Genomic DNA, 12,045 nt, shown 5'->3' with positions numbered 1-12,045 from the left:
AGTGTTGAGTGTTGAGTGTTGAGAAAGCTGGCATACGCCAGCTTGATTAAATCTGAAAATGGAAGCGGCGAAGCCGCAGCCTCCATTCTCAATTCAAACAGTTTTCCGGCTCGAAAAAGGCTTCGACCACTTCACGCATCTCTTTGGGATCGACTATACGGTTCACCCGGTTTCTGAATTCCGACGCCCCCCTGTATCCGGCTTTGGAATAGGTATGCAGATGCTTTCGAAAAAGTGTCGCACCATAATCACCATAGAAAACGATCATCTGATCGAAATGTTCCAGAATGATCGTCCGTTTGAGTGCCGGGTCAATGGCGTCATCGGGAACCCCGTGCTTCAGCTGATAGAAGAGCCATGGCTTTCCGACGGCGCCCCTGCCGATCATGACACCGTCGGCCCCGGTAAAATCGAGTACCCATTGTGCTTTGGCGTAGTCGGTGATGTCACCGTTGGCGATCACGGGAATAGTCACCGACTCTTTGATCTGCCGAATCGCATCGTAGTCGACTTCACTTTTAAATTTTCCCGCACGCGTCCGGCCATGGACTGCGATGAAATCGGCGCCGGCATCTTCGACTGTCTTGGCGATCTCGATTGGACGTTTTTCCTGAAAACCGATACGGACCTTCGCACTCGTCAACGGTTTGTTCGATCTCTCCTTGATCGTGCGAATGATACGCCCCATCTTGTCGAGATCCTGTAACAGCGAGCTGCCCGAACCGTGCGAAACGATTTTTGGAACCGGACATCCGCAGTTGAGATCGATGATATCGATTCCGCCGATTCCGTTGAGAATCTCTACCGCCTGTTTGACGATCGTTTCGTCCGCTCCGGCAATCTGTACCGAATAGGGTACCTCCAGCGGTGATTTCTCAACCATTTTGAGACTCTTTTTACTATTGTGGACGAGTGCATTGGAACTGATCATCTCACTGACGGTCAGGTCGGCACCGAACTGTTTGACGACGCTGCGGAAAGGCAGATCGGTCAGACCCGCAAGCGGAGCCAGAACATAGAGTGGTTTGGAAAAATCGAGTACTTTTTTCATATCCGATTTATACTAAAGAATGTCAGAATTGTAAAGTGTGTGAGATCGAAAGGGCAGAAAGCGGTCTCCTGTTACGATTCAAGATTCCCGCTTTGTGCATCGTTCAGCACTGTTTCAACAGAAGATCGATCGGATAGTGTTTGCCGGCTTTTCGGAGATCGAGATAGGCTTTGAAATCGAGATATTCGCCACGCTGCGTATCCTGCATCAATTCGTTGGCTTTATCCAGCATTTCAAATTCGATGAGTGTAAAGATGTAGGCTTTGAAAGCTTTTTCATCCCGTGCGACCAGTTTTTCAAAGAAAGCAAGCAGCTCGTGTGGTGTGTAATGTTTTATCAGCTTGCGTGAGAGAACCATGTAGTCACAATCGCTGGGATTGTTTTTCATGACGATCTTTTCGATCAGGGAGAGTGTGATTTTGTTTTTCTCATCTCTTTTTTCCAGCGTATCGAGCATATGCATCAGGATCTCTTTATCCACAAAATCGAGATATTTTTCGATCTGTTGTTCTCCCGCACTTTCCACAAAAATCCGGATCGCCTCTTTGGCCACGGATTGATCGTACGATTCTACCTTGCGCAAAATCTCTTCGGCCCGCTGCGGTTCCTGCTTCAGAAGATTGAGCGCATTCTGGATCATGTATGGATTGGTTTTATCGAGTTTGAGTTTGCCCAGATCGACCACTTCGCCATGTTTTACAGCTGTAATGATGTCAATGGCATCCCGAATACGCTCATGGCACAGTTTTTTGTCCACTTTGGTAAAATCGTCGCAGCCACTGTCGAGCACTACCCCGACCGGTTTGACGCGTTTATCCATATAGTGATGTTTTTTAGGGGCTTTCAGGACATCCCAATAGAGTGCATCGGCAAGTTTTTCAATATCTTTCGTCACACGCTTTCTGCGAAGATAGGCTTTGAAACCATAGTAGAGCATATGCAAAAAGGAGGCCAGAAAAAGAAGCACCATCGGCAGAATGACCCATACCGCGATCGGTAACGTAACGTGTACACCCAACAGGTCGAGTGCATATTCGCTTTGTGAAACCATCTGATAGACATAGGTGCCTACGAGAGCGATCATGATAACCGACGCCAGAGTGTAACGTTTTAGATGCATGGTGATTCTCCTTCTCCTGAATGGCTGACTTCAGATACTTACCATATCGTAACGGAAGTGAAGTTAGCACATCCTTATGCGGGACTCTTTTCGGCAATCAAACGGCAGGTTATACAATATTTTGCGAAAGGTTTGACCTTGAGACGCTGCATGCCAATGGGTTCTTCACACATCTCGCAGATTCCATATGTTCCATGCTGAATTTTCGCAAGGGCTTCGTCGATCTCTTCCAACTCTTTCTGCTGGGCAGAAAGGATCTCTTCATTGATCATGTTGTCCGTGGAAACCGAAGCGAAATCGCCCTCATCCATTACATCGTGATTGCGATGCAACTCATCCAGTTCTTTTGAGCTGCCATGAATATTTTTGAGTATCTGATCTCTTCTCTCTTCAAGCATATGTTTGAAGTACCTGATATCATTTTCCCTCAAATCCCTACTCCTTATCGGGTTGAAACCCTTATTAAAAATTATTGAATTCTATCGAATTTGCCTTAAATTTCTCAAGGAGATTCAGCTATCTTCGGTAAATTCTTTTTTCATCGTGACAATTTGTCACACCGACGTATCCAACACCATGCCTGAGCCCATCCATGTCACCGCTTACAGGGATTTCAGAGATGGACTCCGTTATCATTTTAAATCGGCCAATCATTAAAAAATTTTAAGTAGTTTCGATTTATTTGTGGTAGGGGTGGTGGTGGTTGATGGCAAGAGCGCGGTAGATCTGTTCGAAAAGTACTACTTTGGCGATTTTGTGACTCATCGTCATTGTCGAGAGGCTGACCACTTTGTCACACCGATTCAGAAACTCGCGGCTGTGTCCGAATGCCCCTCCGATCAGAAATGTCACATCCGCCTTGTCCGCAATGAGCTTTGCAAACGCTTCGCTGTCCATCTCTTTGCCCGCCGGGTCAAGCGCAATCGTAAAACCGCGTCCCATCCATGGCCTGAAGAGCTCTTCATACATCTTTCGGGCGGCATCTCTGCCGCTCTCCTGGGCCCGCGTGACTTTTGCACTGAAAAGATCGTTCGTCTCGACGGTTGCGAATCGTTTCGACATTTTGGCAAAATGGTCACAAAGCTGGGTATAGCAGTCTTTTTCCGGTTTCGCGATCGTCACGACATTAATCGTCATACAGACCGCTCCCCACCACGATCCACGTTACATGCTCGATGACATCATCCAGTTTGACACCGCCGATAGCGGCAACAGGATGCTTCGACAACGAAGCGAGTTTCGAAAGTTTTTTGCATCCAAGCGGATTGGCATCGCTTTTTGTCGATGTCGCACGGCAGGCACCGAGTCCGACATAGTCGATATCGAGGCGATTGGCCGTTTCGATCTCCTGGCGGTTGTGAGTCGACAATCCTATCCAGCGTTCATGACCGACTATATTGCGCAGAGATTCAACGGCTCCGTCAATCGTTGTCCCATACCGCATCACGTCATCCTGTCCCAGATGCACTCCATCACAGATATCGGAAAGTTCGGGATGGTCGTTGACAATCACTTTGCCACCAAAGAGTTTGGTTATTGTCTTCAATCGTGATTCGATAAAAGAAGCGGTACCGTTTTTGTTTCGATACTGAACTATTTCCGCGTTGAGATCCATGGCACGCCGGACGAAGCGCTCGATGCTCCATCCATGCCGCTGCAACGACGCTTCATCAAGTAAAGCGTAGAGTCTCACACACCCTCTCTGTTAAAAAGTTTGAGAAACTCGCCGACACTCTCTTTCAACAGGCGTCGCGGAACCACTTTGTCGATCAGGCCATGCTCGAGTAGAAATTCCGATCGCTGGAACCCCTCCGGAAGATCCGCGCCGATCGTCTGTTTGATGACGCGCTGACCTGCAAAGCCGATCAGGGCATCCGGCTCGGCGAGGATGATGTCTCCAAGCATCGCAAACGAGGCACTGACCCCTCCCATCGTCGGATCGGTCAAAATCGATATGAAAGGAAGTCTGGCATCGTCCAGCTTTGCCAATGCCGCACTGGTCTTGGCCATCTGCATCAAGGAATAGGTACTCTCCTGCATGCGTGCTCCGCCACTCGCACTGACGATCACGACACCGCAACCCTTCTCGAGAGCACGGTCGACCGCCCGGACGATCTTTTCGCCTTCGACGGAACCAAGGCTACCGCCCATGAATGCGAAATCGAAGACAACCAGTTCAACAGGTTCTCCCAGGATGGCACAGGAACCGCTGATGATCGAGCTTGTGTGGCCTGTCTTCTTCTTCGCCTCTTCCACACGCTTTTTGTAACTCTTTTTGTCGACAAATTTCAACGGATCGACCGGCTCGAGTTCGGCATCGTGTTCGACAAATGTCTCCTCATCCGCCAGCAATTTGATCCGCTGATCGGCTGTCAGACGCATATGGTACCCGCACTTTGGACAGACGTAATGGTTCGCCTCGATCTCCTTGTAATACATCAGTGCATTACATTTGGAACATTTGATCCAGTGTGCCGGTGCTTCTGCCGGCTTCGGATGCTCTTTGCGTATACTTTTGAAAATGTTTCCGAAATTCATAGATTATCCTTCCATGCCATGTGCCAGACGTTGCAGTTTCAAAGCGGTTTCACGCTCCTTCGCAACGATCAGCAGTTCTTCCTCTTCGAGAATCTCCAACTCTTCGCACATCCAAAGTGCCGCGGCGAAATCGTATCGGCGCCTTGGACCTGCAAAGATAACGAAATTGACATAGTGGGCATAGGCAAGCGACAGCGCCACCGCTCCGGGTGACCGAAACTTTTGCCTCTGCTTCAGTAACGCCAGTGCCAATCCCTGATTGGCATACGCCTTTTCGAAGATTCCGATCGTTGCATCCTCGCGCCGGATCACCGGAACAAAATGGTCCGATCCGATTTTACCACACATCAACATATTATCGGTTTTGTAGAAACAGTCACCATTGGCGAGATTGATCACAACAGCATCGGTCACCTTTCCATTCCGTTCGAGCGCAATCGAAGAACCGAAATAGGGAAGTCCCGAGACAGCATTGTCACTTCCGTCGATCGGATCGAGCACGATTGTCGCCTCTCCCGTTCCCACGATCCCTCTCTCTTCGGAATCGATCATCCCGAACGATGAAAGCCGTTCGATATAGATACTCTCCGCCAGTGTATCGATACCGGCTGTTCTGTCACCTCCGGCACCAATGTCGTCGTGATCGCCAAATTCGCGGCGCCACCCCTTCTGCAACAGCTCGCTGATCTGCTGAGCCGCCTCGATCGTGCTGCGAACAAATGGTGTCACAACTACCCTATAAACTCTCGGATCATCGCTTTCGCCGCTTCACGTCCGTCATAGACGGCAGTGACGACAAGATCGGCACCCCGATAGCAATCACCGCCCGCATAGACACCTTTTGTCGTCGTCTCATAGTTTTTATCGATGACGATGCCGCCCCATTCATTGGTTTCGATGCCGTTGGCGGAAAGAAACTCAAACGGAACCGGATTGAAGCCGAGTGCGAAAATAATAATATCTGCACTCACCCGGAATTCACTTCCCTCTATCTCCTTCAACCGCTGGCGGCCGCTCTCATCCGCTTCCCCAAGCGCCGTCTTGAGCATCTCAATCCCGACAACATGCCCTTCGTCATTGACCAGTACCTGTTTGGGTGAAGCGTTGAACACAAATTCGACACCCTCTTCTTTCGCATTGGTGTACTCTTTTCTTGATCCCGGCATATTGCGGGCATCGCGACGATAGAGGCAGGTGACGCTTTTGGCTCCCTCACGAAGCGATGTACGGACACAGTCCATCGCCGTATCGCCCCCGCCGATAACAACGACGCGTTTCTCCCTGACATCGACCTGTTTGTCGAACGGATCTCCGAAAAGCTTCTTCTGGACATTGACCAGCAGATCCATCGCCATCAGACACCCTTTGGCCTGTTCGTTCGGAATGGCCGGTCTTTTCTGCTGCGACGCACCGACTCCGATAAAGACGGCATCGAACGCATTGACGAGTTCGTCGAACGGTTTGTCTTTGCCGATCTCCACACCGTAATGGATTTTCATACCCGCCTCTTCCAGCCATTTGACACGGCGGAACAGCACGTTTTTGTCGAGTTTGAACCCAGGAATCCCATATGTCAGCAATCCGCCGGGACGATCCGAACGTTCGAAAATTTCCACATCGATGCCGGCACGGAGAAGGTAGGTCGCCGCCGAGAGGCCCGCAGGACCTGACCCGACAATCGCTACCTTCTTGCCAATCTTTTCTTCCGCAAAACGCGGTTTCAATCCCGCTTTGAATCCCTCCTCGTTGATGAAGGTTTCAATCGGACCGATCGTAATCGCACCATACCCGTCATTCAGGGTACAATCCCCTTCGCATAGCCGATCATGAGGGCATATCCGTCCCATGATCTCGGGAAATGGCGACGGCTCGTTGGAAAGGTTGAATGCCAGTTCGAGATCTTTTTCCGCAACCGCTTTCAACCACTGCGGAATATAGTTGTGCAGTGGGCATTTGTTATGACAGTAGGGATCACCGCACTGGATACAACGATCCGACTGGCTGGATGCTTCATTCGGATTGTAGAGTTCATAGATTTCACGGAAATCCTTGATCCGCTCGACAACATTGCGTTTTTTCGGGTCGATTCGCTCGACAAATATAAAATTCTGCATCTTACTCCCCCTCGTCCAGATTCAAAGGTACTTTACGCAACTCTTTGGGGCGGACCATCCAGAAGTTACGGATCTGCATACGGAAATTGTTGAGTATGCATTTGGCTTTCTTGCTCCCGGTTTCGTTGTAGTACTCTTTCAGCAGACGCTTCAGATAGTGGCGGGCTTCATCGGTATCGTCGGTATCGATACGGTGAGCTTCGACGAGTTCCTGGTTGATATTTTCTACAAAAGTATGCTCTGCATCGTAAACGAACGCCAGGCCGCCGGTCATACCGGCACCGAAATTGACACCGGTATGTCCGAGAATAACGACGACACCGCCCGTCATATATTCACACGCATGATCGCCTGTCCCTTCGACAACCGCCAGTGCCCCCGAATTACGGACACCGAAACGCTCCCCGACATTGCCTGCGACAAAGAGTTTCCCGCCTGTCGCACCATAGAGACATGTGTTGCCCGCCGCGGAGAACTGCTCACCCTGGTTGAGGGGTGCAATAATGATTTTACCGCCATTCATTCCTTTGCCCACATAATCGTTGGCGACGCCGTCGACACGCAGCGTCACGCCATTGATCAGGAATGCACCAAACGACTGTCCTGCAATCCCTTTGAGCTGAATTTTGATCGTATCTTCCGCCAAACCGGCATCGCCGTAATATTTGGCGATTTCGCCGCTGATTCTTGCACCGAAACTGCGGTTCAGGTTACAGATTGTGCGCTGAATGACCATTTTGTTCTGCGGGTTCTGAATCGCCAACGACGCCTCTTTGAGAACATCTTTTTCAAATTCGTTCGTATCGAACGGCTCATTCGATGCCACCTGGCATGTATCGGGCCCTTCCAGGCGCATCAGAATCGAGCTGAAATCGAACTTCTTCGCGAACTCGTCGTCGATGACCTGCAGCAGATCGCTGCGTCCGATCATCTCTTCGAGTGTTTCGTATCCGAGCTCTGCCATAATGGAGCGGACATCTTCCGCCAGAAGTGTGAAATAGTTGACGAGGCGTTCCACGTTGCCTTCGAAATGCTCCCGCAAAACCGGCTCCTGTGTCGCGATCCCCACACTGCATCGGTTCAGATGGCAGATACGCAGCATCTTACATCCCACCATCGCCAGTGCAGGTGTACCGAATCCGTAACTTTCCGAACCCAGTAGCGCCGCTTTGACAATATCCATTCCTGTTTTCAAGCCGCCGTCAGTCTGCAGGTGGACATTCTGGCGCAGATGGTTCGCTTTGAGGGCGTTGTGGGCTTCGGAGAGTCCCGTCTCCCACGGATTGCCCGCAAACTTGATGGAACCCAGTGCCGCAGCACCGGTACCACCGTCACCACCGGAGATGATGATTTTGTCCGCATAGGCTTTCGCGACACCTGCAGCGATCGTACCGACTCCCGCCGTGGAGACCAGTTTGACGGTGATCGTTGCATCGGGATTGACCTGTTTGAGATCGAAAATGAGCTGTGCGAGATCCTCAATGGAGTAGATATCGTGGTGAGGCGGAGGTGAAATGAGGGTGACACCCGGCATCGTATGACGCAAACGTGCAATAAGAGCCGTAACCTTGTGTCCCGGAAGCTGGCCGCCTTCCCCTGGTTTCGCACCCTGTGCTATCTTGATCTGAATCTCTTCGGCACTGCGCAGATAGGCCGGTGTGACACCGAAACGACCCGATGCCACCTGCTTGATTTTGGAATTTTTGATCGTACCGAAACGGCTTTCGTCTTCACCGCCCTCCCCGCTGTTGGACTGGGCACCGATACGGTTCATCGCTTCGGCAATGCTCTCGTGTGCCTCCGGAGAGATCGAGCCGAGACTCATCGCAGCACTCGCGAACCGCTTGAATATCGCCTCTTTCGGTTCGACCTTCTCGATCGGAATCGGTTTCCTGTCACTCCGGAGAGAGAAGAAATCACGAATCATCTTTTTGTCGCGGTTTTCGAGAATATTTTTGAGTTTCGCATAATCTTCCCATTTGCCGGTAATGGCCGCGTCGCGCAATTGGCGAATCGTATTGGGCGCGAAATCGTGATACTCCTGCCCATCGATATATTTGTAGAGCCCGCCCACGTTGAGAGGAAAGAGTTTTCGCAGATGCTCATGTTCAAAAGCCTCTTTGTGATACCGCTCGATCCGTGCTTCGATATCGCTGTATCCGAGTCCGGGTACGAGTGCATGGGAGTTTCGGAAACAGTCCTCGACAATATTCTCCGAAAGTCCAAGCACATCAAACAGCGCGGAATTGCGGTACGAACCGACGGTGGAAATTCCCATTTTCGACATGATTTTCAGAATACCGGCTCCCAATGCACCGTGAACTTTTTTGAATTCGTTGCGCATCTCATATTCCGTCATCGACTTTTTCGAGAGGAGTTGATAGACAGTTGCATAGAGCATGTAGGGATACACCGCCGATGCGCCGTATGCCAGAAGGCAGGCTGTCGAATGCGAATCAATCACCTCACCCGTAATAGTGACGATACTGACGAGATGCCGAATCCCGGCATCCAGCAATGCGAAGTTGAGACGGCCGACTGCCATCGCCATCGGTATTGTTTTATGGTTTGCATCGAGGCCATTGTCATCGAATATAACGATCCGGATTCCATCATTTTTGACATCTTCGATGATGTCATAAACCAGATCTTCGAGACTTCCCTTCAGATTCTCTTCGTATGTCGTGCTGTAGACCCTGTTTTTGTAGTAGGGTCTGAAGCGCGGGTGGCTTTCGTCACCAAAACTCCGGAGAACTTCGAGTTTTTCATATGTCAGAATGGGAGACGTGGTTTTGAGACGCCGCGCATGATTCGGATCTTCGTCGAGAATATTGTGAATCTCTCCAAAACCGGTATTGATACTCATGACGACTTTTTCGCGAATCGGATCGATCGGCGGATTGGTTACCTGGGCAAATTTCTGCTTGAAAAAATCGGAGAAGTTGCGCTGTACATTGGAGAACGCTGCCATCGGCGTATCGTCTCCCATCGATCCGGTCGGCTCTTTGCCATCTTTGATCATCGGCTCGACAATCTGATCGATCACCTCCTGGGTAATATTGAAATAGCGCTGTTTTTCGACCATCTGATCGAGATTGTAACGATCGAGATTGTCGAACGGCTTCTCGACATACTCCTGCAGATAGACCATCTGCTTGTTGAGCCACTCGGCATAGGGTTGGGAACTTTTGAGATATTCGTTGATCTCTTCGTTTTTGAGAATCGTCCCGTACTTCAGGTCGAGACCGATCATTTCGCCCGATTGCAGACGGCCCCGTTCAATGATGTTGTCATCCTCGAGATCGATAACACCATATTCACTGGAGATGATCAGACGGCGATCTTTTGTCACGATATATTTGGCGGGACGCAAACCGTTACGGTCAAGCACACACCCGATATAGCGGCCGTCGGTAAAACTGACGGCGGCAGGACCGTCCCACGCTTCGAAACATGTGCTCATATATTCGTAAAATGCACGGAGATTGGCATCCATATGCGGAGCGTTCTGCCATGGAGCCGGAATGACCGCACGGACCGCTTTGAATATGTCCATACCGTTGATACGCAGAAATTCAAAAAAGTTGTCGAGACTTGCACTGTCGCTCGAGCCCTCCTGCAACAACGGGAAAAGGCGCTCGATCTCTTCGTCGCTGAAAACCTCCGACTTGACCGAACCGCATTTGGCGACAACATTGAAACGGTTCGCTTCGACCGAATTGATCTCACCGTTGTGGGCAATCATTCTGAACGGCTGTGCCAACCGCCACTGCGGCAGTGTATTGGTGGAAAAACGCTGATGGAAGAGTGCGAAACTGATTTCGAAATCGGGATCGTTCAGGTCGGGATAGAACTCTTTGATATGAGTCGGCATCACCAGCCCTTTGTAGCTGATGACGCGGCAGGAGAAGCTTGGAATGTAAAAATCTTCGTCATCACGCAGTGCATTTTCGGTCTCTCTGCGCGTCAGATAGATAAGTGCTTCGAAGCGTTTCGTCGCCATCAGCGAATTGGGTGCCACAAAGATCTGCGTGATAGAGGGAAGCGTCTCAAGCGCCAATTTTCCAAGGGCATCGGTATTGACGGGAACGTCCCGGGTAAAAAGAATACGCAGATCGTTCTTTTCACACATCTCTTCGAACACTTTGAGATTTTCGGTATCTTTGTAAAAAATCTGGGCGATGGCGTACTGCGAAGGGAGTGCATGCCCCTCTTCCTGTGCCACTTTCACCATGAATTTTTCGGGCATCGAGAGGAGCAACCCGCTGCCATCGCCACTCTTGCCGTCGGCTGCGATCGCCCCGCGGTGCATCATCCGCTCAAGTGCGTGGATCGCATCCTCAAGAAGTGCGTGACTCGGCCGATTTTCGATATGGGCAATCAGTCCGAAACCACAGTTGTCTTTAAATCCTCGTAATAGATCCATTCCAAACCCTTTTTCAGAACGCATGTCGATGCGTTTAGTTCTTTGGTACAATACTCCAAAATTAAGGGATTTTACAAAAAATGGGGTTACAACTAACTGAAGTTGCCTGTTGCAGTGGGGCAAAACACGGCCTCTGCAGAAAATTGTAGCGTTTCAAAGGAGTCGTCGATACGATGCAGGGTTTCATTCTGAATGTCCGAAAAGCGAAAAATGAAGATACGATCGTAACGATTCTGACTGAGAAAAAGATCAAAACCCTCTACCGTTTCTATGGTGCACGGCATCCGATCGTCACAACCGGATACAAGATCGATTTCGAGAGCGAACAGGACTCCTACCAGTTCATGCCAAGGCTGAGACATGTCATTCACCTCGGATACCCCTGGATCAAAGAGACCGATCGGTTGCAGGTGTGGCAGTATTTCATTGCCCTGCTTTTCGAACATTTGCGCGATATCGAACTTCCAGGTCCTTTCTACTTCGAACTGCTCGAACGACAAGCCTCGATCTGGCATCTACAAAATCCGAAACGGAGTGCCGTCGAAGCCTATCTCGCCATCCTCGCCCATGAAGGACGACTGCACGAACCGGAAACCTGTTTTGCCTGCGGGGGCAGGCTGGAAGAGCGTATCTCTCTGATACGCGCCTATCTGCCCGCCCACCCCCGATGTACCATCGCACGAAGCTATCCCGCCGAAACGGTTCATACACTGATAGAGACAAAAAAGACGATTCATCTCGACGACAGGGACGTAGAGGGATTGTGGCTGACACTGCTTGAGGGGATGTAGGATAT

At 50.3% G+C, this 12,045-nt stretch carries 10 protein-coding genes; 1 reads left to right on the top strand and 9 read right to left on the bottom strand.

Annotation, left to right across the window (positions count from 1 at the left end; all coding sequences use genetic code 11):
• Positions 1–88 precede the first annotated feature (88 nt).
• From Q1K24_RS00350 to gltB, 9 genes are all read right to left on the bottom strand, one after another.
• Positions 89–1,051: a tRNA-dihydrouridine synthase gene (locus Q1K24_RS00350; protein ID WP_300364483.1), complete on the bottom strand. Its 963-nt coding sequence runs from the start codon at positions 1,049–1,051 to the stop codon at positions 89–91.
• Positions 1,052–1,154: 103 nt separating this feature from the next.
• Positions 1,155–2,171 carry a hypothetical protein gene (locus tag Q1K24_RS00345; protein WP_300364481.1) on the bottom strand — a complete coding sequence of 339 codons (1,017 nt, stop codon included), beginning with the start codon at positions 2,169–2,171 and terminating at the stop codon, positions 1,155–1,157.
• A 74-nt stretch (positions 2,172–2,245) separates the two neighbouring features.
• Positions 2,246–2,602 carry an RNA polymerase-binding protein DksA gene (dksA, locus tag Q1K24_RS00340; RefSeq protein ID WP_300364479.1) on the bottom strand — a complete coding sequence of 119 codons (357 nt, stop codon included), beginning with the start codon at positions 2,600–2,602 and terminating at the stop codon, positions 2,246–2,248.
• 247 nt (positions 2,603–2,849) lie between these two features.
• Positions 2,850–3,308 (bottom strand): 23S rRNA (pseudouridine(1915)-N(3))-methyltransferase RlmH, encoded by a 459-nt coding sequence (locus Q1K24_RS00335; protein WP_300364477.1) that lies wholly within the window; start codon positions 3,306–3,308, stop codon positions 2,850–2,852.
• Positions 3,298–3,864: a thiamine phosphate synthase gene (locus Q1K24_RS00330; RefSeq protein ID WP_300364475.1), complete on the bottom strand. Its 567-nt coding sequence runs from the start codon at positions 3,862–3,864 to the stop codon at positions 3,298–3,300. The genes Q1K24_RS00335 and Q1K24_RS00330 overlap by 11 nt, the downstream gene beginning before the upstream one ends.
• Positions 3,861–4,709 carry an acetyl-CoA carboxylase, carboxyltransferase subunit beta gene (gene accD / locus Q1K24_RS00325; protein WP_300364473.1) on the bottom strand — a complete coding sequence of 283 codons (849 nt, stop codon included), beginning with the start codon at positions 4,707–4,709 and terminating at the stop codon, positions 3,861–3,863. Before accD ends, Q1K24_RS00330 begins: the two co-directional genes overlap by 4 nt.
• Before the next feature lie 3 nt (positions 4,710–4,712).
• A complete protein-coding gene (locus tag Q1K24_RS00320; RefSeq protein WP_300364471.1) occupies positions 4,713–5,438 on the bottom strand; it encodes an inositol monophosphatase family protein in 726 nt (241 codons plus the stop codon).
• A gap of 2 nt (positions 5,439–5,440) precedes the next feature.
• The gene (locus Q1K24_RS00315; RefSeq protein ID WP_300364469.1) at positions 5,441–6,823 is read right to left on the bottom strand and encodes a glutamate synthase subunit beta; all 1,383 of its coding nucleotides are present in this window, start codon (positions 6,821–6,823) and stop codon (positions 5,441–5,443) included.
• 1 nt (position 6,824) lies between these two features.
• Positions 6,825–11,249 carry a glutamate synthase large subunit gene (gene gltB, locus Q1K24_RS00310; protein ID WP_300364467.1) on the bottom strand — a complete coding sequence of 1,475 codons (4,425 nt, stop codon included), beginning with the start codon at positions 11,247–11,249 and terminating at the stop codon, positions 6,825–6,827.
• Positions 11,250–11,422: 173 nt separating this feature from the next.
• Between gltB and recO the strand changes: the two genes are divergently transcribed.
• Positions 11,423–12,040, top strand: coding sequence for a recombination protein RecO (gene recO / locus Q1K24_RS00305; protein WP_300364466.1), 618 nt, complete (start codon positions 11,423–11,425; stop codon positions 12,038–12,040).
• Positions 12,041–12,045 lie beyond the last annotated feature (5 nt).

Source organism: Hydrogenimonas sp., assembly GCF_029932565.1.
GTDB lineage: Bacteria > Campylobacterota > Campylobacteria > Campylobacterales > Hydrogenimonadaceae > Hydrogenimonas.
The sequence above is the reverse complement of the archived record's forward strand: the minus strand, read 5'-3'. Positions and strand labels throughout refer to the sequence as shown.

Bases quoted from the DNA above. Each gene is read 5' to 3' on its own strand.
- Q1K24_RS00350 (WP_300364483.1), bottom strand. From the start codon at position 1,051: ATGAAAAAAGTACTCGATTTTTCCAAACCACTCTATGTTCTGGCTCCG.
- Q1K24_RS00345 (WP_300364481.1), bottom strand. From the start codon at position 2,171: ATGCATCTAAAACGTTACACTCTGGCGTCGGTTATCATGATCGCTCTC.
- Q1K24_RS00335 (WP_300364477.1), bottom strand. From the start codon at position 3,308: ATGACGATTAATGTCGTGACGATCGCGAAACCGGAAAAAGACTGCTAT.
- accD (WP_300364473.1), bottom strand. From the start codon at position 4,709: ATGAATTTCGGAAACATTTTCAAAAGTATACGCAAAGAGCATCCGAAG.
- Q1K24_RS00315 (WP_300364469.1), bottom strand. From the start codon at position 6,823: ATGCAGAATTTTATATTTGTCGAGCGAATCGACCCGAAAAAACGCAAT.
- gltB (WP_300364467.1), bottom strand. From the start codon at position 11,249: ATGGATCTATTACGAGGATTTAAAGACAACTGTGGTTTCGGACTGATT.
- recO (WP_300364466.1), top strand. From the start codon at position 11,423: ATGCAGGGTTTCATTCTGAATGTCCGAAAAGCGAAAAATGAAGATACG.